This is a genomic window from Paenibacillus naphthalenovorans, assembly GCF_900099895.1.
Lineage (GTDB): Bacteria > Bacillota > Bacilli > Paenibacillales > NBRC-103111 > Paenibacillus_G > Paenibacillus_G naphthalenovorans.
In genome coordinates this window covers 40,002-64,977 of the sequence record NZ_FNDY01000026.1, presented here as the reverse complement: position 1 = coordinate 64,977, position 24,976 = coordinate 40,002, and the positions used below count along the sequence as shown (strand labels likewise).

At 46.3% G+C, this 24,976-nt stretch carries 31 protein-coding genes and 3 pseudogenes; 29 read left to right on the top strand and 5 right to left on the bottom strand.

What is annotated here, in order from left to right:
* Positions 1 to 132 precede the first annotated feature (132 nt).
* Positions 133 to 1,152 (top strand): GerAB/ArcD/ProY family transporter, encoded by a 1,020-nt coding sequence (locus BLT35_RS19795; RefSeq protein WP_074729545.1) that lies wholly within the window; start codon positions 133 to 135, stop codon positions 1,150 to 1,152.
* On the top strand, positions 1,133 to 2,230 hold the full coding sequence (locus BLT35_RS19790) for a Ger(x)C family spore germination protein (RefSeq protein ID WP_074729544.1): 1,098 nt from the start codon (positions 1,133 to 1,135) through the stop codon (positions 2,228 to 2,230). Before BLT35_RS19795 ends, BLT35_RS19790 begins: the two co-directional genes overlap by 20 nt.
* Positions 2,231 to 2,275: 45 nt before the next feature.
* On the opposite strand, the pseudogene BLT35_RS28115 reads toward BLT35_RS19790, so the two are convergent.
* Positions 2,276 to 2,392: pseudogene (locus BLT35_RS28115) on the bottom strand (bacterioferritin-associated ferredoxin); the annotation flags it as partial.
* Between the two features lie 157 nt (positions 2,393 to 2,549).
* On the opposite strand from BLT35_RS28115, the gene BLT35_RS19785 reads away from it, so the two are divergent.
* The 4 genes from BLT35_RS19785 (at position 2,550) to BLT35_RS19770 (ending at position 5,452) form a co-directional block, all read left to right on the top strand.
* Positions 2,550 to 2,900, top strand: a complete 351-nt coding sequence (locus BLT35_RS19785; RefSeq protein ID WP_054943620.1) for a hypothetical protein — start codon at positions 2,550 to 2,552, stop codon at positions 2,898 to 2,900.
* Positions 2,901 to 2,979: 79 nt separating this feature from the next.
* Positions 2,980 to 3,453 (top strand): hypothetical protein, encoded by a 474-nt coding sequence (locus BLT35_RS19780; protein ID WP_074729543.1) that lies wholly within the window; start codon positions 2,980 to 2,982, stop codon positions 3,451 to 3,453.
* A 370-nt stretch (positions 3,454 to 3,823) separates the two neighbouring features.
* On the top strand, positions 3,824 to 4,156 hold the full coding sequence (locus BLT35_RS27650; protein ID WP_254777626.1) for a CBO0543 family protein: 333 nt from the start codon (positions 3,824 to 3,826) through the stop codon (positions 4,154 to 4,156).
* A 252-nt stretch (positions 4,157 to 4,408) separates the two neighbouring features.
* Positions 4,409 to 5,452, top strand: coding sequence for a YkvI family membrane protein (locus tag BLT35_RS19770; RefSeq protein ID WP_074729542.1), 1,044 nt, complete (start codon positions 4,409 to 4,411; stop codon positions 5,450 to 5,452).
* Positions 5,453 to 5,672: 220 nt separating this feature from the next.
* Here the strand turns inward: BLT35_RS19770 and BLT35_RS28095 are convergent, their stop codons facing one another.
* The 3 genes and pseudogenes from BLT35_RS28095 to BLT35_RS19760 form a co-directional block, all read right to left on the bottom strand.
* Positions 5,673 to 5,924 carry a DUF421 domain-containing protein gene (locus BLT35_RS28095; protein ID WP_326069412.1) on the bottom strand — a complete coding sequence of 84 codons (252 nt, stop codon included), beginning with the start codon at positions 5,922 to 5,924 and terminating at the stop codon, positions 5,673 to 5,675.
* Positions 5,818 to 6,512 (bottom strand): annotated as a pseudogene (locus tag BLT35_RS28090) (phospholipase D-like domain-containing protein); the annotation flags it as partial. The gene BLT35_RS28095 and the pseudogene BLT35_RS28090, both read right to left, overlap by 107 nt.
* A 236-nt stretch (positions 6,513 to 6,748) precedes the next feature.
* Positions 6,749 to 6,955: a DUF1657 domain-containing protein gene (locus BLT35_RS19760; protein ID WP_007781230.1), complete on the bottom strand. Its 207-nt coding sequence runs from the start codon at positions 6,953 to 6,955 to the stop codon at positions 6,749 to 6,751.
* A 210-nt stretch (positions 6,956 to 7,165) separates the two neighbouring features.
* Between BLT35_RS19760 and BLT35_RS19755 the strand changes: the two genes are divergently transcribed.
* Genes BLT35_RS19755 through spoVAE form a run of 4 tightly spaced genes read left to right on the top strand, consistent with a single transcriptional unit; the run spans position 7,166 to position 9,918 of the window.
* Positions 7,166 to 8,026, top strand: coding sequence for a DUF421 domain-containing protein (locus BLT35_RS19755; protein WP_074729540.1), 861 nt, complete (start codon positions 7,166 to 7,168; stop codon positions 8,024 to 8,026).
* 44 nt (positions 8,027 to 8,070) lie between these two features.
* Positions 8,071 to 8,550, top strand: coding sequence for a stage V sporulation protein AC (spoVAC, locus tag BLT35_RS19750; RefSeq protein WP_005832062.1), 480 nt, complete (start codon positions 8,071 to 8,073; stop codon positions 8,548 to 8,550).
* A gap of 1 nt (position 8,551) precedes the next feature.
* Positions 8,552 to 9,571, top strand: coding sequence for a stage V sporulation protein AD (gene spoVAD, locus BLT35_RS19745; protein ID WP_074729539.1), 1,020 nt, complete (start codon positions 8,552 to 8,554; stop codon positions 9,569 to 9,571).
* Entirely contained in the window at positions 9,568 to 9,918 is a 351-nt protein-coding gene (gene spoVAE, locus BLT35_RS19740) for a stage V sporulation protein AE (RefSeq protein ID WP_005832063.1), read from the top strand. Before spoVAD ends, spoVAE begins: the two co-directional genes overlap by 4 nt.
* 174 nt (positions 9,919 to 10,092) lie before the next feature.
* On the opposite strand, the gene BLT35_RS27135 is transcribed toward spoVAE, so the two are convergent.
* Positions 10,093 to 10,266 carry a hypothetical protein gene (locus tag BLT35_RS27135; protein WP_153784608.1) on the bottom strand — a complete coding sequence of 58 codons (174 nt, stop codon included), beginning with the start codon at positions 10,264 to 10,266 and terminating at the stop codon, positions 10,093 to 10,095.
* Between the two features lie 237 nt (positions 10,267 to 10,503).
* Here BLT35_RS27135 and BLT35_RS19735 point away from each other — a divergent pair, with 237 nt between their 5' ends.
* The 19 genes and pseudogenes from BLT35_RS19735 to BLT35_RS19650 all read left to right on the top strand — a co-directional run bounded on the left by BLT35_RS19735 (position 10,504) and on the right by BLT35_RS19650 (position 24,955).
* A complete protein-coding gene (locus BLT35_RS19735) occupies positions 10,504 to 10,707 on the top strand; it encodes a hypothetical protein (RefSeq protein WP_074729538.1) in 204 nt (67 codons plus the stop codon).
* A 710-nt stretch (positions 10,708 to 11,417) separates the two neighbouring features.
* The gene (locus BLT35_RS19730; protein ID WP_074729537.1) at positions 11,418 to 11,891 is read left to right on the top strand and encodes a hypothetical protein; all 474 of its coding nucleotides are present in this window, start codon (positions 11,418 to 11,420) and stop codon (positions 11,889 to 11,891) included.
* Positions 11,892 to 11,950: 59 nt separating this feature from the next.
* Positions 11,951 to 12,526: a CBO0543 family protein gene (locus tag BLT35_RS19725; protein ID WP_074729548.1), complete on the top strand. Its 576-nt coding sequence runs from the start codon at positions 11,951 to 11,953 to the stop codon at positions 12,524 to 12,526.
* Between the two features lie 95 nt (positions 12,527 to 12,621).
* Positions 12,622 to 12,828 (top strand): DUF1657 domain-containing protein, encoded by a 207-nt coding sequence (locus BLT35_RS19720; protein WP_023556419.1) that lies wholly within the window; start codon positions 12,622 to 12,624, stop codon positions 12,826 to 12,828.
* Between the two features lie 85 nt (positions 12,829 to 12,913).
* Complete coding sequence (locus tag BLT35_RS19715; RefSeq protein ID WP_074729536.1) at positions 12,914 to 14,431, top strand: phospholipase D-like domain-containing protein; 1,518 nt, start codon at positions 12,914 to 12,916, stop codon at positions 14,429 to 14,431.
* 159 nt (positions 14,432 to 14,590) lie between these two features.
* Entirely contained in the window at positions 14,591 to 14,905 is a 315-nt protein-coding gene (locus BLT35_RS19710; RefSeq protein WP_023559069.1) for a YunC family protein, read from the top strand.
* A 37-nt stretch (positions 14,906 to 14,942) separates the two neighbouring features.
* Positions 14,943 to 15,869: a dipicolinate synthase subunit DpsA gene (dpsA, locus tag BLT35_RS19705; RefSeq protein WP_054943629.1), complete on the top strand. Its 927-nt coding sequence runs from the start codon at positions 14,943 to 14,945 to the stop codon at positions 15,867 to 15,869.
* Between the two features lie 325 nt (positions 15,870 to 16,194).
* On the top strand, positions 16,195 to 18,369 hold the full coding sequence (locus BLT35_RS19700) for a PAS domain-containing protein (protein ID WP_074729535.1): 2,175 nt from the start codon (positions 16,195 to 16,197) through the stop codon (positions 18,367 to 18,369).
* Between the two features lie 158 nt (positions 18,370 to 18,527).
* A complete protein-coding gene (locus BLT35_RS19695) occupies positions 18,528 to 19,571 on the top strand; it encodes an ATP-binding protein (RefSeq protein ID WP_074729534.1) in 1,044 nt (347 codons plus the stop codon).
* A 194-nt stretch (positions 19,572 to 19,765) separates the two neighbouring features.
* Positions 19,766 to 20,203, top strand: coding sequence for an Hsp20/alpha crystallin family protein (locus BLT35_RS19690; protein ID WP_054943631.1), 438 nt, complete (start codon positions 19,766 to 19,768; stop codon positions 20,201 to 20,203).
* A 105-nt stretch (positions 20,204 to 20,308) separates the two neighbouring features.
* The gene (locus tag BLT35_RS19685; protein ID WP_074729533.1) at positions 20,309 to 20,656 is read left to right on the top strand and encodes a hypothetical protein; all 348 of its coding nucleotides are present in this window, start codon (positions 20,309 to 20,311) and stop codon (positions 20,654 to 20,656) included.
* 110 nt (positions 20,657 to 20,766) lie between these two features.
* Positions 20,767 to 21,105, top strand: a complete 339-nt coding sequence (locus tag BLT35_RS27360) for a hypothetical protein (protein ID WP_217634730.1) — start codon at positions 20,767 to 20,769, stop codon at positions 21,103 to 21,105.
* Between the two features lie 175 nt (positions 21,106 to 21,280).
* Positions 21,281 to 21,469 (top strand): annotated as a pseudogene (locus BLT35_RS19680) (SpoVA/SpoVAEb family sporulation membrane protein); the annotation flags it as partial.
* A 56-nt stretch (positions 21,470 to 21,525) separates the two neighbouring features.
* Entirely contained in the window at positions 21,526 to 21,897 is a 372-nt protein-coding gene (locus tag BLT35_RS19675; protein WP_437438536.1) for a phospholipase D-like domain-containing protein, read from the top strand.
* A gap of 50 nt (positions 21,898 to 21,947) precedes the next feature.
* Positions 21,948 to 22,205, top strand: a complete 258-nt coding sequence (locus BLT35_RS19670; RefSeq protein WP_023559076.1) for a hypothetical protein — start codon at positions 21,948 to 21,950, stop codon at positions 22,203 to 22,205.
* Positions 22,206 to 22,755: 550 nt separating this feature from the next.
* Positions 22,756 to 23,046, top strand: a complete 291-nt coding sequence (gene rpsR, locus BLT35_RS19665) for a 30S ribosomal protein S18 (protein ID WP_062410209.1) — start codon at positions 22,756 to 22,758, stop codon at positions 23,044 to 23,046.
* A 195-nt stretch (positions 23,047 to 23,241) separates the two neighbouring features.
* Positions 23,242 to 23,658, top strand: coding sequence for a CBS domain-containing protein (locus BLT35_RS19660; protein ID WP_054816953.1), 417 nt, complete (start codon positions 23,242 to 23,244; stop codon positions 23,656 to 23,658).
* A 47-nt stretch (positions 23,659 to 23,705) separates the two neighbouring features.
* Positions 23,706 to 24,017 (top strand): MazG-like family protein, encoded by a 312-nt coding sequence (locus tag BLT35_RS19655; RefSeq protein WP_062410210.1) that lies wholly within the window; start codon positions 23,706 to 23,708, stop codon positions 24,015 to 24,017.
* 5 nt (positions 24,018 to 24,022) lie between these two features.
* On the top strand, positions 24,023 to 24,955 hold the full coding sequence (locus BLT35_RS19650; protein ID WP_062410211.1) for a DUF2232 domain-containing protein: 933 nt from the start codon (positions 24,023 to 24,025) through the stop codon (positions 24,953 to 24,955).
* Positions 24,956 to 24,976: the final 21 nt, after the last annotated feature.

Here is a 24,976-nt window from a genome sequence, read left to right as displayed (position 1 = left end):
CAAGTGGTTTTTCGTCCTAATTTCGAGAAATTAGTGACATTTGTGCAGCAAAAACCACCGTTTACCAGTTAATGACACGAACTGCATAGATCATATCTTTTATATTTGCCCAGTGTGCTTGCGGAGCCGGTTATGATCGGCCTCATCCTGCTGGCGGCGGGATGCTCGCACCTCAACATTTTGATGATTGCCCGCTGTTTTGCATGGAAAGAAACGCCCGGCGGTTATCTCGGCATCGTCCGCACGTTGGGATCGGCGGTGTCTTTCCTGTTTTTGCTTGCGGGGCTGTTCGCTGTTTTGATGAAAGGCATCGTGCTGATGATGGGTTATGTCGATATTGTGCATCATATTTTGTTTCCTGCCTTACATGCTACGTTGTTTGGCATCCTGCTATTGTGTGCTTGCGTATACCTGGCTCGATTGGGCATGGAGAAGACCGTTCGTTTTGCGATCGTTGCGTTTGTCGGCACGATATGGGTTACCTTCCTGTACGTGCCGTTTGCGTTTCCGCCGGCTGCCGAATACCGCCATCTGCTCCCTCTTCTTCCGGAGCACATGCCCAAGGGAGATTGGCAAACCTTTCTTACGATATGGGCGGCGTTCTCCGGTCCCGAATATATGCTGGCATTGCCGAAAGAGGCGGTAGACGCGAAGAAATTGAAAACGGCTCTGATTTCCGCCAATGCATTTACCGCATTCGAATACATATTCTTTTTTGTCATTTGCCTGACGTTTTACGGATCTGATTATTTGCAGCGGCAAGACTTGCCGATCGTCGATCTGATCCGGTATATTCAGCTTCCTTTCGCCGAACGGCTGGAAATGATTCTGATTCCAGCCTACGCCATTTCCGTCGTTTACGTCGTCGCCATCCTTCTATTGTATGCGGCGGGAGCAATCCAATGTCTTGCGCGCAGTCGTCTTTCAGAAGGAAGAGCGCCGTTTTGGTTGGCGTTTTTGATGATGCTTCTGCTGACATGGATGGCCGGTCGCTGGATATGGCCGGATGAATGGAAAGCCAAGGAGTGGATCACCTGGCTTTCATGGCTGGATGCCAGCACCTATACCGTTTTGCCTTTTGGCTTCTTCCTCTTGGGATGGATCACGATTCGCAGGAAATGGAGGGTCCGACATGCCGGCGGCTCGTCATAAACCGCTTCTTCTATTACTGGCGTTGCTTGTTCTCGGCGGTTGCTCGTTTGTCGATAAAACCAATACCATTGAGGAAATATCGCCGGTTGTATTGCTTTATCTGGATGAAGGGAACGACGGATCCGTAAAGCTGTCTACCATCATTCCCCCGCTGAAGAAAGAGAAAAAGAGCGTGATGACCACGTCCTCCAATACGTTAATCGAAGGGAGATACTTACGAAACTTGAAGTATTACCGGGAAACGAAAGGGGGGCAGATCCGAATGATTTTCTTCTCCGAAGCCATGGCTAACCGGGGGCTGACGTCTCTGCTCGATACGTTACTGCGTGATCCCGAAATTTCCAGCCGCGTGTTTCTCTCTGTTGTGCGTGGCGATATGATCGGATATTTGAACAGGCAGATGCAGAGCGGGCAGGAGGAAATCGACTTGTATCTGTACAAAATGTTTGCGCACTACGAAAAGCAAGGGCAATTGACGACAAGCAACGTGCATGAATTCCTGGCCAGGGTGTACAACCCTTATGCCGATCCGGTTCTTCCCTATTACGCCGTCGCGAACAATGAACTTCGTTATTCCGGGACGGCGCTGTTCCGCGGGGATAAGATGGTCGGGACGGTTTCGCTGCCCGATGACGTCTTTTTCCAAATGTTGCATGAAAAGAGAGGCGTTCAAAAGACGGTGCCGCTGCCAGCGGCGGATGTCGTGCTCGGCAGTATCAAAACCGAGCGGCAAATTCGTTTCACCGATTCGTTCCGGAACGTTCATATTGACGTGATGCTTAAAGGACGGGTGGAAGAAGTCCCCGCTGGACAGAAGACGGACAGCCCACGGGAACTGCAGGAGTTCGAGCGTACGCTTGAACGGAGAACCCAGGAAAAGCTGGAGAAAGTCATCGGTCGAACGCAGTCGTTATGTGTCGACCCGTTCGGCCTGGGCATGCACACGGTAGGATGGAAGGGCCGGCCATTTACCCGTGAGCAGTGGAACCAACGATGGCCGGATATGGACGTGACGATCCATGTTTCGTTGAAGTTGGAGCATACCGGGATGCTCGATTCGCATGCGGACCGGCGATGAAGACGCAGCTCGCGCGCCCTGTGTCACTCGCCAATGATCGCGTCTTCATGACATGGAACGTTTGAAGCCGCGTACAAAAGCGCTCACATTCCCCAAACAGCAAGTCCCCTGCGGATTGTGGATTTCGCATGCGCAGCGGCCAGCCTGTACCTGAGTTTTGATCCGGTCAACATACGATTCCGGCATGATCGGAAGGTGCGCAGCAATCCACAGGAATTCCCCCTTGCAGGATGTGTGAAAGGAATTGACGTTCGACGCCTCTGGAATCGTAAGGTAGCTTCCAAATCTTTACGAATTTTTTTCGCACGAAAAATTTTATGTGTGGCGTCTGGAACCGGATCAACTGATCAATTATACCGGCGTTGTGATGCTGCACACCTTTTGCATTTATCCTTTGACTGCTTTTCTCTACCTGACTCGTTTTCCAGAAGTCGAATGGAAGGCTGCGGTTCACATTGCAAAATGGGTGCTGATCTATATCGGTGTAGAATGGGTTGGATATCGCCTCGGTTATATTACCTACTCCCACGGCTGGAATTGCTGGTGGTCGCTTTTCTTTGATGTACACATGTTTCTGATGCTTCGCTTTCATCATACAAAGCCGGTTTGGAGCATCCCGATGACGATACTGTCCATCTTCTTTTACTTGATCCTGTTCGGTTATCTGTAAAGAATCCATGCCCCGTGACTGGCATTTTTGCCGAGGACGCATATAATGACGTGATCCAACTTTTGAGGAGTGATGAATCATGTCCGTTGCGGCTCAAACAAGTACAAAGAGTGTACCTCCCTTTTCCATATGGGGGATTCATGCATCTGTCGCCGGAAGACCGGTTGTGTGGGGCAAACTCGTGATGCGTGTTTTGCCGGACCAACGAATTCAAGGCACCATCCAATTTCGACGAACACCGATTCCGATTGAAGGAAGCTGGAATGAAAGCGCGCAGCAGATCGTGTTTCATTCTCCCTACGCCGCCTACTCCGGCCACTTATCCATCTATGACGATGTCCAGATTCAACTTCGGCATCTGGTTCTCACCGGACGCCTGCGGATGCTGCCCCCCTCTTTACAGGCGGGCGAATATGGAACCTGGGTAGCGACAACTGATATCATCTTGCCGCACTATAGCGGCTATGTCCCACCCCAACCGTCTTCCACTTCGATGCCGCCGGTTGGCGTATTTGTCACGTCGAATATACTGTATGGAAATTCGCGTATGTAAAAGCAGGCACATATCCGTCAATGTCCCCAAATATGACTTTGACGGATAAAAAATGATCGTTGCCGGGTTCTGTGCAGGGTATGGAAATGGAATCGCTGGTGCATCGTCTTGTCAACAGAAGAGCACATGATGGGGATCCAGATAACGGAAAGGGGTGGAATCGGTGGACGAAAATCAGATTCATCATGTAATCGAACAACCCTATCAATTGATTGTCTAAGCACACCGCAACATGACTGACATTTGGCGCACTCACGTACTATTTACGCGACAATGGTGGTTGGGAGTAGGTTTATCGATATGCCCCTGGCTATTTTGGATCGGATTTCGGGATAAGAGAGCTACGGGACAGTTTCTCCTATCCGGGTTTATGATGATTATCGTGTCGTCGTGGCTGGACCAGCTTGGGATTGCCATGGGACTTTGGCATTATCACTGGGAAGTCATACCATTCATGCCCGCTAATTTTCCAAGGAATTTTTCACTTCTTCCCGTCACGGTTATGTTCTTACACCAGTACAAGTCTGGCATACATCCGTTGTTCAAAGCTCTCCTATTTGGGGGTTTTTCCGCTTTTGTGGCCGAGCCGATCTCACAAATGGCTGATTTATATCATTCCATTCACTGGAAGCAATATCTATTCATTTCCGATCTATGTCGGGCTATATCTGCTGGCTTCGAGCATCGCCAAGCGGGGCGTTGATTGCACAGATTCATCCTCGGTAGATAAATAAAGGCCAAAACCATAAGTTTACCGATTCCAAAAATCATGCCCAGATTCATGAGCTGCATATTTACCATGTCATTGTTAAAGACTCAAGTTTGTTAATTGATGATCTACCGGACCACTATCGTTTCTCGTCATAACGGCTGACAACGAGTTCCTTTTGGAATAAGCAATTTTTTTAAGCATAGAATTTAATGATTCTATTCTCTACCAGGACATGGGTGAAATATGAAGAAAAAAACAAATATGATAATACAAATCGCCGCGACATATACGGGAACCGTGGTGGGAGCCGGATTTGCCTCAGGACAGTCGATTATGCAGTTTTTCACGGTATACGGAGCCTATGGGGTATTAGGCATTTTATGCAGCACCTTTCTTTTTGTATGGATCGGCACTAAAATGATGATTCTAGCTCACCAGATCAAAGCATTTTCATATCAGGAGTTTAATGTTTATCTGTTTGGCAAGATTTTCGGCAAAGTCGCAAATGCCTTGACTTTTATTATTCTATTTGGGGTAACGGCCGTGATGCTTTCAGGAACCGGTACCATTTTCGAAGAACAACTCCGTCTACCCTATCAACTGGGTATTATCATCAGCATCGTTTTGTGTTATCTGGTGATGACGAAGGAAATCAGCGGAATTATGTTCGTAAACTCGTTAGTTGTTCCCATGATGCTTTTTTTCACTATTCTCCTTGTCGTAAAGGTTGTCAGAATAGACAATATTTTTGATATAGTCGGTTGGCAGAACCAACAACTGTACAATTTGAAGTGGTTCGTGAGTCCGTTTGTGTATGCAGGATTGAATTTTGCTTTTATTCTAGCCGTTATGGTTCCTCTGGGGAGTGAGGTGGATGACGAAAGCGCATTAAAATGGGGAGGGTTTTGGGGAGGCATTGGTCTTGGTTTTATGCTTCTTGTCAGCCATTTTGCAATGAGCTCAAAGATGCCCGAGATTCTTCAATACGATATTCCGATGGCCGAGATTATTCGAGATTTCGGGCGGTTTTTTCATGTATTGTTTTTGCTCGTAATCTATGGAGAAATATTCACCACATTGATAGGCAATGTTTTCGGAATTTCTCGTCAAATCCAAAGTCTATATAATCTTCCTAAAAGTTGGTTAGTTCTTGGCATATTACTTGCTAGTTTTTTGATTAGTCAAGCCGGTTTCACCTCCTTACTTACTTATCTTTATCCGCTATTTGGGTATATGGGTTTGATACTTCTTATTTTTTTAGCAGCTCAACGGATGCCCAGGGACTAAGTCTCCATATTTTTATAAGTTGATTCGGCACGAAATCCAACTATTGGGTAATTATGCTACTATCGGAATTAAGGCACAGGGTTCCATCGATCCAACTTCTTATTTCCAAGACTTTTGGCCTGCCGTCTTAATAGCTAACATAAATGACCTCCATAAGAATAAAGAATACAGCATAGGGTAGACAGTTGCATGTCATATAGAGTATTTCCAACGACTTCACCTAAAAAATAGCTGAAATGAAGTCAAACGGTGTTACTTGACTAAATTGGTTTTTCCCTAACATCTTTGTAATGATGGACAATCCTACAAAACCTAGCAAGAACTCAATTGAGAATTGAAGAAACAACTTTTCATTTCCTCTTTCATCAAATGATTGGTGAAAGCAAGCACGCCGTTTGATCGAGAATCCGCTGCAAATGCGTGCGTTGAGGCGGGACTTCCATCCGTAAGGGAATGGAGTCCGCAAGATCATGCTCGAATTGTTCCGCCAGTTTTCGTGCTACTTCAGAACTGTACACAACTTCGCACACTTCATAATTCAGACGGTAGCTTCTTAAATCAAAATTTGAGGAGCCTATCTCGGCAATTTCTCCGTCAATGATCATTAACTTCGCATGCAACACGCCTTTATTGTAGAGGTAGATATGAACCCCGGCTTCCAAAAGTTCTCCATAGTAGGTCCGACTTGCAGCTCCAACGATGATCGATACCACGTGGCGGGGAACTAAGCGCACTCGGACACCGCGAACCAAAGCTGCTTTAATCGCCATAATAATGTCTGCATCTGGCACAAAGTAAGGCGCGATATTCCAATGGGCGTCGAAGACTGCTTGCAGTTCGTTTGCAGGTTAACCCACTATTCGAATATGGGTGTCGCGTCAAAAGCCGACATTCGACTTTAATCCGGTATATTCATCCCCGATATTGATGCCTCCAGTAAAAGCTTCCTGACCATCGAATACAACAATCTATGATTTCGGCAACTCCAATAGGACAGCGCCCAAGGGAAGCGAATGGGGAAAAAAGATCGGCATTCAATTCCAACCTTCATCATTTGGCGGCCGTAGCCATGGGCGTGCGTTGGGCCGAGGGGGAACTTGGATACTGTCAACTTTAGCAGTCGCGATGGGGGCGGCAGTGTTTAGGTTTATCCAAGGTTAGCTGTCTAAACAAAAGAATAGTGGCGAAAAGAGATCAAACCCTACTCAACTTGTAGGGTTTGATCTCTTTTCTAATCTGTTCACCGATGAAAACAGACAAGCCATGTCCTCAATATTCATAGTTTGTCTGTTTTTCTTAAAACCCCTTATATTGAGGCTCTTCATTTTCCAACTGTTGTACGCGGCTTTCTACTTGCTGCACGATTTGTTGGGTTTGTTGGGCCGCATTCGTAAAGAGCGATTTTGCTTCTTGATTTTGTGTTTCCAAAGCAAATTGTTCCAGACTCGCCTGAGCACTTTTTAAAGATGCTACGCACGTTTTCACTTGAGAAGCAACTGTCACGGAACGTCACCTCCTTTACCTTAGGATAGGATAATGTTTCACGGGTAATAGGAATAGATGCTTACATTCTCCCAATACCGAAATTAATATTTCCGTCTCGCAACAAAAGCATACGTTAGAAAAATTTTCAGATGGAAATGCATGAAAATAATGGAATAGGGGCATATTTACCTTTGTCGATTAATGTGATTGGAAAGGAATGGTGATATTATGCCGGATTGGATAGAAATCGCTTTGCGAACGTTATTGGCTATGGGGGTTCTATTTGTCCTAACGAAGATATTGGGTAAACGACAGGTATCACAGCTTTCATTGTTTGAGTATATCACCGGAATCACGATCGGCAGCCTTGCAGCTTACGTTTCGTTGGATCTGGAGTCCAATTGGTATCTGGGCTTGGTTTCGATGACGGTTTGGACCGTTGTTTCTTTAGGGATTGAACTTTTACAGCTGAAGAGCAAAACGGCAAGAGACCTATTCGACGGCAAAGCAACAGTGCTCATTAAGGACGGCAAGATCATGGAGGATAACCTAAAAAAAGAAAGGATTACCACGGATGAACTTATGGAACAGCTTCGAATAAAGAATGTGTTCAAAGCTGCCGATGTTGAATTCGCCATCATGGAGTCAAACGGTGACGTTAGCGTTCTTTTAACCAAGGAAAATCAACCGTTAACGCCTAAACACCTGGGAATAAATGTCGGGCCAGAACAAGAACCTCAATCGGTCATTATGGATGGAAAAATAATGGACGAACCGCTTGCCACGATAGGTCTAAACAGGAAATGGCTGGATACGGAACTGGAGAAATTAGGTGTTTCGATTGATAACGTATTTCTTGGACAGGTGGATTCCTATGGCCAGCTATACGTTGATTTATTTGATGATCAGATCAAAGTACCGAAACCCCAGAAAAAAGCCGCGTTGCTTGCAACATTGAAAAAGTGTGAAGCGGATCTCGAAATGTTTGGCTTATCTACCAAAGAACAAAATACAAAGCAGATGTACGAGCAATGTTCAAAAGCATTAGAAAAGATTATTGATGAAGTTAAACCATTGCTGATTCGTTAACAATTCGCCAATTATACGTCAGCTGAAATTCGAGGAGGATGTTCATGGCAAATAATATAAAGAAAAATTTAACGCGGGTACAACAGGAATATAAAGAATTGGCGCAAAGCGTCGAACCTCCGAGGCCCATACTCAAAAACTTCATTCGTGCGTTTATAGCTGGCGGGGCCATTTGTTTGGTTGGACAAGCCATCCAGGAAATGTTTGTGCATTGGGGCGGCTTTGATGAGAAAAAAGCTGGAGACCCTACCGTGGCGGTTATGATACTCCTTTCTGTCATTCTGACCAGCATGGGGGTGTACGATAAGTTTGCCCAATGGGCTGGTGCGGGTTCCGCAGTGCCTGTGACGGGATTTGCGAATTCGATGGCATCCGCTGCGATTGAACATCAGAGTGAAGGTATGGTGCTCGGTGTTGGCGGTAAAATGTTCAAACTGGCTGGACCGGTTATTGTATTTGGTACAGTCGCCGCCTTTGCGGTAGGAATTGTACATTTGCTGATCAAAGGCGGGGGAGGCTCTTAATATGTTAAAGGGACACCAGAGTTGGCTATTTGAGAACAAGCCGTTCATCCGATCAACAGCAACGGTAGTGGGTCCATTTGAAGGAAGAGGCCCGCTGGCCAAAGATTTTGACATTGTCCATGGAGAATCCATGATGGGACAAAAGAGCTGGGAGAAAGCAGAAAAGGTATTGATTGAAGAAGCGGCAAAACTGGCTATTGAAAATGCGGGGTTGACAAAGGAACAAGTACAGTTTTACATAGGCGGGGATTTGATGAATCAAATCATTAGCAGCAGTTTTGCCGCGCGAACATTATCGATCCCTTACCTCGGTGTGTTTGGCGCTTGTTCAACCTCGATGGAAAGTCTGGCATTAGCAGCTAACCTTGTAAATTCCGGTTCGGCGAAATTTGTGTTGGCGGGGACATGCAGCCATGATTCCAGTGCGGAGAAACAGTTCCGATATCCGACCGAGTACGGTTCGCAAAAACCGCCAACCGCTCAATATACGGTAACCGGGGCCGGTGCTGCCATCGTATCCATGGAAGGTGACGGACCGGTTGTTACATCTGCCACCATTGGCCGGGTTATCGATATGGGCATTAAAGACCCGTTTAATATGGGCGCAGCGATGGCTCCTGCAGCGGTAGACACCATTGAGGCGCATGTTCGAGATTTGGGAATTGAACCGGGTTATTACGATTTGATCGTTACCGGCGATCTTGCGAAAGTCGGATATGAAATCGCCTGTAAATTGTTTAAGAAACATAACTTTCCCATCGAACAAACCGAATATTCCGATTGCGGGATGATGATTTACGATTATGAAACCCAAATGGTTCAGGCCGGAGCAAGCGGCTGCGGTTGTTCGGCAGTTGTTACCTATGGACATTTGCTGAATCGGATGCGAAGAGGTGAACTGAAACGAATCCTCGTTGTCGCTACGGGGGCGCTGCTATCCCCAATTTCTTTCCAACAAGGCGAAAGCATTCCTTGTATCGCTCATGCCGTATCCATAGAGGCAGGGAGGGAGATATTATGATTTTTCTTTGGGCTTTTTTGGTGGGAGGTGCAATCTGTGTTTTCGGACAATTTTGTTTTGATGTCTTGAAACTTACACCGGCCCACACCATGACCCTGCTTGTTGTATTGGGCGCGATTGTCGACGGAATTGGATGGTATGATCCGCTGATTGAATTTGCCGGGGCAGGAGCATCGGTCCCGATTACAAGCTTTGGTAACGCGCTTGTCCATGGTGCGCTTCAAGAACTAAAGAGCAATGGCTGGATTGGGATCATCACCGGAATTTTCGAAGTGACCAGTGCCGGAATATCTGCTGCGATTATTTTTTCGTTTCTCGCTGCATTGTTCGTAAAGCCCAAAGGATAATACGGGGCTCAATCCGAATTTCGTTGGCTAAAATACACTGTAACGGTCGGTCAGGGCGATCCCTAACCGGCCGGTTTTGATTATGAGAAACATTCACTTGTTCCAATCTGTACGGAATGTCCCCATCGATAATCTCAAAGGTTACGTTGACCAAGCTATAAAAGCCATATACTGTCAGACGCTATTTATTTCGGTTCCTATATTCTCCATCACTTCTTTGGTTCGCTCCATTAAACTCGGCTCGGTTGGAACATTTTCACTTGCCTTTCCATCCAAGATTATTGGAGATTTGTTACTTGTCGTTTTGATTCGCTGTTTAAATTGTGATTTAAGTTCGCTTTTTTCCATACTTTCTCCTTTTCATTCGCCATTTTCAGAATATGCAACTGATATTATTCCGATTTTCATATCCTTTATGCATCATAGGAGTCAGGTCCCCAAAAGGCTGTGTTTCCGCCTGCATATAGACAACCAACCCGATAAAATGACCGGAAACCGGGCGGATGCCGTTGTCGCTTCTATGCGCCTGCCATAGACTAATGCTGTAAGTTCAACTTTACCTAACCCAAGGAGGAATGTTTTCAAATGCAGTTTATCAAACAGGCAATGCCCATGTATACGCATGACCAGGCCGCTTATGTCAGGCAAATGTACGATTGGCACATGAAAATGGCTCAGTATCACGAACAATTACGTACCTTTCATCTGGAAAGGGCGAAACAATTTCAAAAGCTCTCCGAAGAAAAAGCGAAAACGTCAGAAGTATCCAGCGACACCAGCGCCGCTTAAAGGCGAACCGACATGGAGCGATGTGATGAATTGGCAGCATTCCGAATCAAAATCTGGGACCGCTATGTAACCCTTCGTTCCCAATATGGAACCCGGATGCCCTTGTCTTTCGACCAGTTCTGGTATGACTTTTTGGCCAGGCACATGCTATCCGACTGTGGCGTAGAGCAAGTATATGAGGACTTCTGCAACAACTGGGAGAATCGGTGTGTGAAAAATGTTTGCGATTCGAGCCATCGGTAGAATGCCTGCGAAATAGGACCAAATGGCCGGCTGTTGCCCAAAATGGGTTGCTCCGGCCTTTGATATTTGTATACAGGGGACAAGGGTAGATGGGATCAAATCCAAGCGGACTTCACGATGCGGATAACTGCATAGGATGATTCGTTTCTGGACAACTTAAATGCTGTTTGCATAAATTTGGAAAGGCGGATGCCTGCATGTTACCAACATTCAGTACAAGCATTAAAAACTGGACTATCTCTGCCCCAAGACAACCGAATCGATGTAAAAATTGCATCTGGGGCAACTGGGATGGGTTGAAACAATTCTGTTCGAAACCTGTCTGCATTAAGAATCAACCAATATAAGGGGTCCACTTCTTTTACTTGATCATGTTCGGTTATCTGCAAAGAATTCTTGCCCAGTGACTGGCATTTTTGCCGATGACGCATATAATGACGTGATCCAACTTTGAGGAGTGATGAATCATGTCCGTTGCGGCTCAAACAAGTACAAAGAGTTTACCTCCCTTTTCCATATGGGGAGTTCATGCATCTGTCGCCGGAAGACCGGTTGTGTGGGGCAAACTCGTGATGCGTGTTTTGCCGGACCAACAAATTCAAGGCACCATCCAATTTCGCGGAACGCCGATTCCGATTGAAGGAAGTTGGAATGAAAGCGCGCAGCAGATCATGTTTCATTCCCCCTACGCCGCCTACTCCGGCCATTTAACCATCTATGACGATGTCCAGATTCAACTTCGGCATCTGGTTCTCACCGGACGTCTGCAGATGCTACCTCCCTCTATACAGGCGGGCGAATATGGAACCTGGGTAGCGACAACTGATATAAGCTTGGCGGGGTATAGCGGCTATGTCCCACCGCAACCGCCTTCAACTTCGTTGCCGCCGGTCGGCGTATTTGTAACGTCGAATATACTGTATGGAAACTCGCGTATATAAAACAGGCACATATCGGATGAAAAATGATCGGTATCCGGATAACGGAAAGGGGTGGATCGGTGGACGAAAATCAGATTCATCATGCAATCGAACAAGCCTATCAATTGATTGTTGAAGCACACCGCAACATGACTGACATTTGGCGCACTCACGTACTGTTTACGCGACAATGGTGGTTGGGAGTAGGTTTATCGATATGCCCCTGGCTATTTTGGATCGGATTTCGGGATAAGAGAGCTACGGGACAGTTTCTCCTATCCGGGTTTACAATGATTATCGTGTCATCGTGGCTGGACCAGCTTGGGATTGCCATGGGACTCTGGCATTATCACTGGGAGGTCATACCGTTCATGCCGGCCAATTTTCCTTGGAATTTTTCACTTCTTCCCGTCACGGTTATGTTCTTACTCCAGTACAAGTCTGGCATACATCCGTTGTTCAAAGCTCTCCTATTTGGGGGATTTTCCGCTTTTGTGGCCGAGCCGGTCTCACAAATGGCCGATTTATACCACCCCGTTCACTGGAAACATACCTATTCTTTTCCTATCTATGTTGGGCTGTATTTGCTGGCTTCAAACATTGCCAAGAAGGGCATAGATTGCGGTAAGTCTTTTCAGGAAGACTCTAACCCCTGACAATAGCCAATCACCAAATTTTACCATCATTAATTTTCTGATTTTCTGACGGGTTGACATATTACATAAGGATGCCATTTCAGGAGGTGATCAACATGACGGTAGCTTCTCAAGTGAAAACAGCTGTAGCTTCATTAAAAAGCGCGCAGGCCAGCTTTGAACAGTTTGCGTTAAATACACAAAACCAGCAGGCCAAAACCACGTTCACAAATGCAGCGCAACAGACACAAAACATCATTGACCAGGTCACTCCACGGATACAACAAATTGAACAGGAAGAACCGCAGTATAAAGGGTTCTAAAAAAGGCCATGCCGATCTTTTCTCGGCATGGCTGCCCCTTTATCTTTATTCCCTCGTAGACGACAGGATTGGGAGGCTGATTTTCTTGGCATGGATAGCAGGATTATGGCTAGTAAATACGGCACTATTGATCATCATTGCGGTTCGGGAGGTGCGCCGCCCCGCCAAAGCGTTGACTTGGATATCAGTCGGACTAGTATTACCGATTATCGGATTCGTTTGTTACCTGTTCGTCACGAATCCTGTGAAAATGCGGAGGGACAAGCTCGTTTCTTCGCACAATAGCCCGATATCATTACCCCAAGAATATGGTCACTCCGCATTTGTTATCGCTCGGGCTTTGCAACCTTTGTCTGTCAGTGGCCTTCGTACCGGTTACGTCCAAATCCTCACGAACGGGATGGAAACCTACGGAAAACTCCTTCAATCAATACAGGCCGCACAAAAGTCAATCGATCTGGAATATTACATATACCGGAATGACCATATCGGTAAACGTATCACAGATGTGCTGATTGAACGGGCTCTATTCGGTGTAAACATTCGTTTTATTAGGGATGGCTGGGGAAGCCGGTCGTTTCCCAAACATGTGATTCGCCGGATGATAGAAGCAGGCATTGAATGCAGGACCATCTTTCCCTTGCGATTCCCCTGGGTATTATCCAACTTGACATACCGGGATCATTGCAAGATCGTCATCGTCGACGGTAAGGAAGCCTTCATGGGAGGAATCAACGTTGGGGACGAGTATACCGGAATGAAGCCGGATGTCGGTTTTTGGCGCGACACTCATATGCGGTTAACCGGCGAAACAGCGGATGATGTGAAAGCCGTTTTTGAGGCTCACTGGAAAATGGCGTCACCGGACATGCTCCATTCAACGAGAAAGGCAAAATTTATCCCTGAATCGGCCCAACTTTCAGACGATAAAGCCATTCATCCATTTCTATCCGGCAAAACAGAACGATCCGGATACGGATGGGAATGGGGATCGGAGCTGGGAACGATGGAAGGCACCCTCATGGGAAAAGCTTCCCCGTCCAAGGATTCGCATAACGTCTATATACAGATATTCGAAGGCAATCCCGGGCTGCCTACTCCGGTCATTCGGGAAATGCATTTCATCTGCCTGACGCAGGCGACCCGAACCATCGACGTGACCAACCCTTATTTTATACCCGATGCGGATATCATGATGGCCATCAAAACAGCCGCGGCGCGTGGCGTTCGAGTGCGATTACTGGTGCCGCGCCAAGTGATTCCTAAAGTTGCAGGAGCTGCAAGCCGTACGTATTATGGCGAACTCGTGGAAGCAGGGATCGATGTGTTTCAGTACAACAAAGGGGTATTGCACGCGAAAGTCATGATTATCGATGGCGAGATTGCCGAAGTGGGTTCGTCCAACTACGATCTCCGTAGTTACCGTTTAAACTACGAAGTGTGTGCAGTGATGTATCATTCCGATGTGGCCCGGGAGCTTACGGAACAATTCGAACGGGATCTCGCCGAGGCTACTCCATATCGTTTGGAAGATCATATGCATCGTACTTCTTCCGAGCGCATGCTTGATCAAGCGGCGCGTTTGTTGTCTCCTTTGTTATAAATCTCAAAAGTTACATGGAATTGAATCGAAGTCCAGTTTCCACTGGCGAAAGGGGAGAAGGCTTCCAACGAAGACAAGTAATATCGGATTTGGGCTACCGTCTATGGTGCAAATATCACGCCCGGCATATAGTGTAGAAAAAAAGGAGCTGCATCATAGATGATCATGATGAAACCGATTGAAGTGGAAGGTCATCAGGTTATAAGTATCGAGGTCGCCCTGCCCAAAACAACACTTCTTGCCATCACAACCGATCACGGATATATCATGTGCGGCGCGCTGGATATCCGTTTGTTAAATGAGAAATTAAACGATCGCCGCATTGTCGCAGGACGCGCAACCGGGGTGCGAACCATAGAGCAATTGCTGGATGCCCCACTCGATATGGTTACTACAGAGGCGGAATTACGCGGAATTCGCCCTGGAATGAAAGGAGCAGATGCGCTTTTAAAGATGGTAAGCGGGGGCAGGTAATTGTTGAGTCCATTCTTAAGGAAAGTAGGGGGATTTTTTGTTAACGGGTCTGCATATTGTCTTCCTTGGAGGCGATGCCCGGCATCTTGAAATCATTCGGTCATTCACTGACCTGGATGCAAATGTTGCGGTAATCGGTTTTGAAGATTTGCACGAACAACTTCATGAAGTCCATTATTCCAAGCTTACGAAGGAGGTTCTTCGCAAAGCGGACATATTGATATTACCGGTTGTCGGTACAGACGACCATGGCAGAGTAGAATCTTCATTTTCAGCTGAAACGCTATTGCTGAACAAGGAATATATGTCTTCCTTGCCGAAACACGCAAAAGTCTATACTGGCATAGCCAAGTCCTACTTGAAGAACCTTTGCGCGGAACTGGGGATCGATCTGATTGAATTATTCAGCAGGGACGATGTTGCCATCTTCAATTCCATTCCCACTGCGGAAGGCGCCTTAATGATGGCCATTCAACATACGGACATTACCATACATGGTTCGCGTTGTATGGTGCTGGGCTTGGGGAGAATCGGTCTTACGTTAGCCGGTATGCTTCACCGCCTGGGGGCACGCGTCAAAGCGGGTGTGCAGAAACCGGAGGAGTTTGCACGTGCCTGGGAGATGGGGATTGAGCCGTTTAATACGAAAGATTTGTACGATGAAGGCGTAAATGTGGATATTATTTTTAACACAGTTCCGGCGCATATTCTTAGTTCTCGTGTTTTAACCCGTATTCCGCATCACGCTATCATTATTGATTTGGCTTCCAAACCTGGTGGGACTGATTTTCGTTTTGCCGAAAAACGTGGAATCAAGGCCTTGTTGGCACCAAGTTTACCGGGATTGGTCGCGCCAAGAACGGCTGGACGTATATTGGCGAGTACGTTATGTCAATTGATCCAGGACGAACGGAGTCGAAACCGAGAGCAAATGGACATACTTTCCTGTCCTTCCGGGATATGAGATCGTGAACACTGAATAACGAATCAATTGAAGGTGTGATTACTTGTGTATACTTGATCATAGAGGCTGGCAACTTTGCCGGCCTCCGTCTTATTTTCGTAAGAATTCGGATGATGAAGTGCGTGGTGAAGCGGCTCTTTCGCAGATCACAAGTCGGTTCCGTTTCCATGGCTAGCGTTCGGGGACTCCAAGTTAAGTTGGTCTCGGAATCTTGTTCCAACTGTTACAAATGACCTATATAATAGAGTACATACATAGGTTCTTAACAGAAGAACGTTACGTATGCAACTATACGCTTATTGCACAGTCGGAGGTTACTTGCACAATGGATATTTCAGATTTGCTTTCGCATCCTGTCGCCCACCACGCATTTCATTATACACTTGTCGGAAAAGCTATGGTTCGGCTCGGCGGGGAAGTGGAAATGGTCAATCGCTCGCTATGCAACATGCTGGGCTATACAGAACAAGAACTGCTGCGAATGAGAATACATGATATCATTTATACGGAAGACGTTCCATTATATAACGGATCCATCAATGACTTGTTAGGCGGTAATTCCGATTATGTCGAAATGGAAAATCGTTATATTTGTCTTGACGGCAGACACAAATGGGGAACGACAACCCTATCGATCATCGAAGTGGAGGAATATCCGGAAAGGATATTCTTGATCCAGATTCAGGAGATCACGTATCGCAAAAGGCTTGTTGAATTGAACGAGGAATACGCGGATAAATTCAGAATGCTTGCTGACAATCATTCCGATCTTGTTTACGACGTCATGTTGGATGGAAGTATCAGCTATGTGAACCGCGCCTGCACGAAATTATTGGGCTATGACTTATACGAATTGGAAAGAACACTTGGAGACATCATTTGGGAAAGTCTGGAGCACGTGACGGAAACGTATACCAATGCCCCGTTTGAAATGGAAACTTCAATTGAAGCGAAAGACGGCCAAATATTAAAATTCAGCGTATTGCATATCCCGAATTTCATTCAGAATGAACTCGTAGGGCTGCATTGCATCGCAAGGGATATTACCCTGCAATCCAGTATGGAAAAGGCCCTGAAGCACAGCGAGAAAAAGTATCGTTTGTTAGCGGACCACACGGGGGAAATGATTGCTACACTGAATATCAATGGCATTATCTACTACATATCGCCGGCGTGCAAACCATTGCTGGGTTATGATGCGACGGAATTGATAGGAAGACCTGTCTGGGAACTGTTCTATCCTCCCGATATAGAAAAATTGGACAACTCGCAAGAGTGGATGAATGAAGACGGTTATGTCAACATTTTGCGATTACGTCGAAGAGACGGCTCCTTTGTTTGGGTGGAGGTCGTAAGCAACACGCTACGGTACGATTCGGGCAATGTTCGTGAAATAGTTAAGGTTTTTCGAGATATCACGAGCCGAAAGACGCTGGAAGACGTCCTGGCTACTCAAGAACGTGTCATGAGTGGTATTGTCGAAATGATGGATGTCGGCGTTGTGATTTGTGATGAAAATGGGATATTGACAAGCATGAATAGAGCCGCAAGACAATTGCACGAATTCGTACAGATACCTCTTTCTCCCGAACACTGGAGTTCTACATACGGATTGTATGAATCGGATGGAAAAACGCTGTTGAGCAAGGAACGCGTCCCGCTTTATCGGGCGTATCGGGGCGAAAGTTTCCGCGATCTGGAAATGGTCGTTAAAAAGTCGAATGGCGAGCATCGCCTCGTTCTCTGTCATGGGAAGCCGATCATTGTTCACAATAAAATTGTGGGCGGCATTTGTGTCATGCACGATATTACCGAATTTGATGCAGCCAAGCAATCTGCTCATCAGGCAGACAAATTATCCATAGCGGGTCAAATGGCCGCGGGAATTGCGCATGAAATTCGAAACCCGCTTACCGCGCTGAAAGGATTTCTGCAATTGTTAAGCGCCGGCAACGAAAATGGAAGTAAGTACTACGATATTATGAAGGATGAATTAACTCGTATCGAACTTATTCTAAATGAACTGCTGGCCTTAGCCAAACCGCAAGAGATGAACATGACGCGGCATGATCTTTCCGAGCTGATTCAGGATATCGTCGTGCTGCTTCAGGCGCAGGCCACTTTACATAATGTTGAAATTCACTTTCATCCAACCAAGGAATCCGTGCAGATCCGGTGCGATGGAAATAAAATCAAACAGTTATTTATTAATTTGATTAAGAATGCCATTGAAGCGATGCCTGAAGGGGGAACTGTCTGGATCGAACAAATGCGATGCGATGAATGGGTTAAAGTAAGCATAAGGGATAACGGGGTTGGAATTCCGCAAGAATTGTTGCAAAAGATCGGACAACCCTTTTTTACGCAGAAAGAGACAGGAACGGGTCTCGGGCTATCCATTTGTTATCAGATTGCAGAGTATCACAATGCGAATATTGAGGTTGCAAGCGAGGTTGGTGAAGGTACAACTTTCACCGTATCGTTTCCCGTCGCTCTGTAACAGCGAATTTAATAACTTCTTTGAAAGTGGGTTTAATTTTATTCATAACCCATCCACTTCGTGACGAGAAATTCGCTCGCTTGTTTACTGCAGTTTGCACATGATAAGTGGCCGGGAAGGGAGTTAATGGAGGAAGCAAATGGAGGACGTTAATAGAGATGAAGCAAATCGTAGAGTTCCTTATGAATTCCGATCAAATGGATATTGGACTGGCTGTCGTTGATTCAGAAGCCAGAATTTTATGGTTAAATACAACCATGAACACATGGTACTCAGTAACCCCCGAAGAAGAATTCCCTGCACACTCGGCAATACAAGCGATCGTGGGGCAAGTATTGCAGGATAAAAAGAATTACCCGGGAGTACTCGTACAAGAGAAGTTAGATGGCAAAGTGCGATCCATGATCGCCTATGTATACCCTCAGTTAAAAGGGGAATGTTTTGTTCTAATGGCCGATATCCAAGATTTTCAACAGTACGTGCAAATTCAATGTGAGAAAGAAAGAAGGGAAACGATTGGGCATATGGTGGCGGGCACAGCCAATATCATTTTAAATCCTTTAGCGGTAATCAAAGGGACGCTTCAACTTCTGGAAAAAAGTTCGAAGGATCATGTTTCCGTTTTGCAATTTGCGGCATCTCTGCCTCATCAGAAAATGACAGGATACTTTAAGCTGCTCGATGAGCAAATTCAGACGATCGACAAAGCGTTGCAGCGGTTTTTGCTCTTTGGAAAGCCTTTCGAATTGAAATTTGTTCCTGTTTCCGTCATTTCGTTCATGCAGGAATGGGTTCCCGGTATACAAATCCAAGCACTAGACAAAAAAGTGCGTTTCGCTTTGGAATATCCGGAGCGAAACGGCTTTGTGTTAGGAGACCCCAAGCTGCTGCGAGCGGCGCTGCAAGAAATCATTGACAACGCATTAGATGCAAGTCCCCCAGGTTCTGTCTTAACGCTCCGAATAAACATTACGGATAATTATATTCACATCATTGTTCGCGATCAAGGAGCAGGAATTCCAAAAGATCTGCAGTCCCGAATCATCCTACCGTTTGTTACAAGTAAACCGGACGCTATCGGATTTGGGCTTAGTTTCAGTCATGCTATGATCGAAAAAATGGGGGGCTCTTTGAATTTCGAAAGCTCGGAGACCGGCACAAATGTTATCGTTCAATTACCGACATTTACGGGAACAACTTAAAATTGTCGGTAACATTGCTGTAAATGCCAATGGCTACACAACAAACCCTCAAAAATTCTTTTCGGGGGCTATTGCCGGGAGTATCCGACCAAAGGCATATTCCAATCAACTATGCAGGGTAGCAAAGAATAATATTTTCCGAAGAGTACAAAACAAAGCTGAAACAAAGATAATGTGACAATGGAGGAAATTACATGCCGCTCATTCCTTGGGATTCGTTTCGCAATACCGATCTATGGAGAAGGGATTTGGAAAAAATTTTTAACGAAGGTTTTCCTGAAATCGGCGCGCGTTTGGGATTTGCAACCCCTCGTATTGATGTATTTGAGACTGAACATGAAGTGATTGCTTCTTGTGAAATCCCTGGTTTGGATAAAAAAGAAGACCTTCATATCGATGTGGATGAAAACATGCTTACAATTAGTGGGACCATAAAGCAAGCGAATGAAGTGAAGCAGGAACAAATACATCGCAAAGAACGGTTTGTCGGACGGTTCCAACGGTCGGTGTCTTTGCCATCACGCGTTCAAACGGAAGGAACGACAGCCACGTACCGCAACGGTGTCCTTGAAGTTCGCATGCCGAAATTAAAAGCCGATACCCAACGGCAAATTGATGTGCAGTTTCATTAAAATGAATTGTGAGATCACAATATAGGCGTTACATGAAAAATGGGCGCTTGCACATAATAAGCTTTGGGGGATGAAGTCCTACCATATTGAAGGAGGTCAAAAATCGTGTATCAACAAAACCTTTCACAGCAAGCAAGCCAATGCACGCAGATTATTCAACAGTTGATCCAGCAAACCCAGCAATCGAGCAACATGTATCAACAAATGTTGCAACAGGAGCAGCAAAACGCCGCCCAACTGGATCAGCTGGCCCAGAAAGAACGTCAAGCGGTTCAAACCATTCAATCTGTTCTGCAAGGACATCAAACTGCCATACAGCAGATGCAGCAGGCGATGCAAATTTGTTCTCAGCTTCAACAAACAGCGCAACAACAAGCCGGCGTGCAGAATGCGGGCTGGCCAATGGCTCAGAGCTGGCAGAATCAGAATTTGCAGCCACGGCAGTATCAATAGAACAGCAAGTGAAAAAACGATCGCTTTAAAAAGAAGGCGGTCGTTTTTTCACTTGACGATGCGTATACCCCAAAACCATTCAGCCGATTTTCTTTGCAAATAAGTCCCAAATGCCGCGCAAAAGGTTCAGCAACATGCCGAACGAGACTTGCACCCCTGCCTTGCCTAGCGCCTTCAGCCTCCCGAGCCAACCAGCGCGCCTTGGCTTGGGAGGCGACCTGACAAGCAAGCTGCGCAAGATTTGGGAGGGATACAGGCATGGCAACTGCAAAATTTCGCGAGGAGCAGTAATCGTGATCAGCGTATGCAAGGTTTGCGGGGCTGAAGAGCGGGAGGATACGAAGGCGGCAGCGGAAGGCAGTGTATCCGACACCATTCTTCATTTAGTCTGCCTTGCGGATCGGCAGCAGTACATCGGCGGTACAGCTGCGGATCATTTGCTGCCCTAGCCGGGATCTGCTTCCGGTTTTGTTCATGGATGGACTAGAAGCCCTTGAATTGCGGTTCTTCCCTGGGTGCTTTTCAGCGAAGCCAGGCAAGTTTTGACCTGAGTAGCTACAGTCATTGCCCCAATCCCTCCTTTCCTGATTATCTCTCATATAAGATAAGATGTCTTTTTCAGCTGCGGGCGCCGTCGCGACCGTCCCGATCACCAGTTTTGGAAACTCTCTGGTTCATGGTGCGCTTCAGGAGCTGCAGCAGGATGGATGGATCGGCATCATCATCGGGATTTTTGAGTTAACGAGCGCCGGCGTTTCAGCAGCGATCATTTTCTCTTTTCTTGCGTCGCTCGTAGCAAAGCCTCGTGGATAAAGCATGTGCCCGGCTTCTAAGATAGGAGCCGTACCTACTACGGAAGCCGGGTACAGATTTACATGTACGAAAAAGGGATGCTGCACGCAAAGGTGATGGTCGTCGATGAGGAAACGGCTGTGGTATGTTCGGCGAATTATGATTTTAAGAAGCAATCGCCTCAATTACAAGGTGTGCGAAGTTTGTACAGCGCCGGCGTAGCGCGGGAACTCACGGAGCAATCTGCTTGCCTCGCTGTTATAGCTCGCGGGTTAACGCACCAGGTATGGTATGAATTTCTTACAAGACATTTCATAGAGGAGCATCCTACAGAACAGATTTATGACGATTTGTGTAAAGAACTAGGAGTAACGCTCACCTGTAATGCCTGGAGACGTTTCGAGAGCTGCATACCGCATTCGAGCTCGCTTACCGTGCGCAGGGCTTGAAGCCGCAGCGCCACGGCCTGCCGCTGCATACAGCTAAGGAGTGGAACGCAATGCTGGCCGCAGCCGGGTTTATGAACCCGCGGCGCCGCCAAAACGTCCGCATCGAACGGTACCCGACGGTGCGCGATTTTCTCCATGCGATAAAAGCGATCGGCGCCAGCGCCTCGGTAGCCTCCCCTTCCGGCCGAATCGGCCTACGCCGCCTTTTTCACGACATGTTCCAGCACTACGAGACGCGATACGGCGACTCTAATGGCATCCTTGCGACATATGAGCTGCTGTTGCTGCATGGTTTCGCTCCGAAATAAAGTATCACCGAGGGAGAGGATGAAGAACAGGAAACCGTCTACGGAACGTTAGCGTATATTATGTTGAAATTGGCAGTAATGACGAAGCGAATAATCATAAACAGCTAAATCCTTAGAGTAAGAAAAATAACAGGGACAACGAGGGCTTAGTACAAAAATTTACATATGCATCTCTCGTCTGGAAAAGTTTAAATTCTGCATGTTTAGTTCTGGAGAGACAAATAGACTACCAGAACAACCAATCGTGGCAGCCTATTTGCTCTAAGTGCAAGGAGGGGACTGTACCCCACCATTAGTATATATACCGAGGAGGTTGTTTAAGTACAATTATCGAGTCGGAACGAGGTCCGATTTAAACATTTGATTTCTAGACGTATTTGTGGTAATTTTAGAAAAGTGAATTCACGGTTTACACAGGGACGGTGTGTAACCAATAAAAACTCAATTAGAACAAGGAGTATTGGGGAATTACACAGTATGCGTTCTTCAATATTGCCGTTTTAAGAGGCTTGGAACGGTAGGAAAACCCACGTAGAAAGGATGGAGAAACATGGCATTCGAAAAAAGAGAACGCTCTGAAGACCGCGGCGAACGCGGCGAAAGAAAGTTCAGCGGCCGTGGCAAAAAAGGCGGCAAGCGCCGTAAAGTTTGTTACTTCACCGTAAACAAAATCAAGCACATTGATTATAAAGATATTGAAACGCTCAAGAAGTTTATCAGCGAGCGCGGCAAGATTCTTCCTCGCCGTGTAACCGGTACTTCCGCCAAGTATCAGCGTGCACTGACGATCGCAATCAAGCGTGCGCGTCAAATTGCTCTGCTGCCGTACACGACGGAGTAATGTTATCTAAATAAGACAATCGGGGTAACCCGGTTGTCTTTTTATTTGGGCGTGCAAACGAAAAAACCGTGAAGTAAAAGTCCATGAGGATGGTTCCTGCAAGCGGTGATTATTTTTCTTCCCGGGGCATATCATGATATGATGGAAAGGTGAGAATCGCAGGACCTTTTAGATAGAGAAAGGAAGGGAGCAGCGTTGAACATCGCATTTTTTTTGGTGCCCAAGGATGACGTTATTTATTTATCTCCTCATTCCACCATACGTCAAGCACTCGAGCGAATGGAGTATCACCGGTATTCGGCCGTTCCTCTGATTGATGAGAATGGAAAATATGTCGGAACCATTACCGAAGGGGATTTATTATGGAAGCTCAAGCGTTCCCCTGAGATCGGATTTGAGAACGCACACAAAGTGCAGTTGAAGGAAGTACCTCAGCATATGGTAATAAAACCGGTCCGGATCGACCAGCAGATGGTAGATTTGATTACGCTGGTCACGAACCAGAACTATGTTCCTGTCATAGACGATAATGAAGTGTTTATAGGCATTATCCGCAGAAGGGAAATTATTGATTATTGTTTTAAGCTTTGGCAGTCCGAACAACGGGTCTAAAAGTGTGGTATAATTAACTAAAGCTTCATGGTAAGGAGAGAATCAGCTTGTCTAATATCGATAGAGACGTTGATTTGGCCAAACGGGCCAAAATTATCGAATGGCTGAAAACTGAGCTTGTGGATCAAATGGCACACCTGCTTAAAGGCATATGGGAAGGCAGTCATCACAGAATCGTTGACGGTCTGGCCAGTCTCATTGCCTATTGTTATATTCTCGGCCGCCGACTTGGCATCTCTCTACGCAATTTGGATGAGGTTATTCTGGACAAAATGAAGAAGCACCGTGAGGAAGGTCATCAATTGGAAGAATGGTACGGAGACATTTCCGCTTTGGAAGAACATTTGCGTAAGAGGTGAAAGGCTTGGAAGAACCACAGAAAAAGCGAATGTTCGGATGGGGATTCGCTTATATTTTTTTGCTCTTAACGATTTTTTTACCTCCGTTAAGTTTGATTACGGCTGCACTATTGATGGTGCCTGTGCTGGTCATGTATGTGAAGTTAGGTAATAAGCAGTTCTTGGCGCATTACACCATCTGCTTGGCAGTTGTATATTTAATTACATCGCTGCTTTTGGCCGGTTCTCTTGGAGCACTGCTTGTGTCGATATCGCTTTTCTTTCTGCCCCCGGTCATCCAGATGGGCAACTTGTATAAAAAAAGCGCCCCGGCACGAACCGTCCTTACGGCAGGTACGGTGACGCTCCTTGCGCAGCTGCTGCTTACCCTTGTTGTGACACAACTGTTTGGTCTCAATCCGGTCGGCAAACTAAAGCAGTTTATGATGGATAGTGTGAAGACGCTTCCTGTGGAACTGCAGAATATGATGGGAGTCGATCCGGATACGCTGATCCATATGATGGTGCTGATGCTGCCGCTGTACATGATCGGGTTTTCGCTTTTTTACGTGGTGGTGTCCCATGCTCTGGCCCGCAGGGTGCTTGTACGCTCGGGAGAATCCATTCCTGCCTTTAAGCCGATCAAGGATTGGATGCTTCCAAAATCGTTTGTCTGGTTTTATTTGATCGCGCTGATCATGGAAATGTTCGTAAGCGATACGAAATCGATGTCTTACACCGTGCTCTTGAACCTACTTCCGCTGCTGACGTTCCTGTTTTCCATTCAGGCGATATCCTTCTTGTTCTATGTAGCGCATGTGATGCATTGGAACAAGACCTTACCGATTGTTGGAATTCTGCTGCTGCTGCTTTTTCCGCCGGTATCTTTTTTGTTCAGTTTGCTTGGAGTATTCGATGTGGCGTTTCCGATCCGTGATCGTATTATGACTCGTAAGTGACTTTATAGGGATTAGGAGCGA

Coding starts and splice junctions, on each gene's coding strand:
- BLT35_RS19795 (WP_074729545.1), top strand. CDS start 133: ATGATCGGCCTCATCCTGCTGGCGGCGGGATGCTCGCACCTCAACATT.
- BLT35_RS19790 (WP_074729544.1), top strand. CDS start 1,133: ATGCCGGCGGCTCGTCATAAACCGCTTCTTCTATTACTGGCGTTGCTT.
- BLT35_RS19780 (WP_074729543.1), top strand. CDS start 2,980: ATGTCCGTTGCGGCTCAAACAAGTACAAAGAGTGTACCTCCCTTTTCC.
- BLT35_RS27650 (WP_254777626.1), top strand. CDS start 3,824: ATGATGATTATCGTGTCGTCGTGGCTGGACCAGCTTGGGATTGCCATG.
- BLT35_RS19770 (WP_074729542.1), top strand. CDS start 4,409: ATGAAGAAAAAAACAAATATGATAATACAAATCGCCGCGACATATACG.
- BLT35_RS28095 (WP_326069412.1), bottom strand. CDS start 5,924: ATGATCTTGCGGACTCCATTCCCTTACGGATGGAAGTCCCGCCTCAAC.
- BLT35_RS19755 (WP_074729540.1), top strand. CDS start 7,166: ATGCCGGATTGGATAGAAATCGCTTTGCGAACGTTATTGGCTATGGGG.
- spoVAC (WP_005832062.1), top strand. CDS start 8,071: ATGGCAAATAATATAAAGAAAAATTTAACGCGGGTACAACAGGAATAT.
- spoVAD (WP_074729539.1), top strand. CDS start 8,552: ATGTTAAAGGGACACCAGAGTTGGCTATTTGAGAACAAGCCGTTCATC.
- spoVAE (WP_005832063.1), top strand. CDS start 9,568: ATGATTTTTCTTTGGGCTTTTTTGGTGGGAGGTGCAATCTGTGTTTTC.
- BLT35_RS27135 (WP_153784608.1), bottom strand. CDS start 10,266: ATGGAAAAAAGCGAACTTAAATCACAATTTAAACAGCGAATCAAAACG.
- BLT35_RS19735 (WP_074729538.1), top strand. CDS start 10,504: ATGCAGTTTATCAAACAGGCAATGCCCATGTATACGCATGACCAGGCC.
- BLT35_RS19730 (WP_074729537.1), top strand. CDS start 11,418: ATGTCCGTTGCGGCTCAAACAAGTACAAAGAGTTTACCTCCCTTTTCC.
- BLT35_RS19720 (WP_023556419.1), top strand. CDS start 12,622: ATGACGGTAGCTTCTCAAGTGAAAACAGCTGTAGCTTCATTAAAAAGC.
- BLT35_RS19710 (WP_023559069.1), top strand. CDS start 14,591: ATGATCATGATGAAACCGATTGAAGTGGAAGGTCATCAGGTTATAAGT.
- BLT35_RS19700 (WP_074729535.1), top strand. CDS start 16,195: ATGGATATTTCAGATTTGCTTTCGCATCCTGTCGCCCACCACGCATTT.
- BLT35_RS19695 (WP_074729534.1), top strand. CDS start 18,528: ATGAAGCAAATCGTAGAGTTCCTTATGAATTCCGATCAAATGGATATT.
- BLT35_RS19690 (WP_054943631.1), top strand. CDS start 19,766: ATGCCGCTCATTCCTTGGGATTCGTTTCGCAATACCGATCTATGGAGA.
- BLT35_RS27360 (WP_217634730.1), top strand. CDS start 20,767: ATGCCGCGCAAAAGGTTCAGCAACATGCCGAACGAGACTTGCACCCCT.
- BLT35_RS19670 (WP_023559076.1), top strand. CDS start 21,948: ATGCTGGCCGCAGCCGGGTTTATGAACCCGCGGCGCCGCCAAAACGTC.
- rpsR (WP_062410209.1), top strand. CDS start 22,756: ATGGCATTCGAAAAAAGAGAACGCTCTGAAGACCGCGGCGAACGCGGC.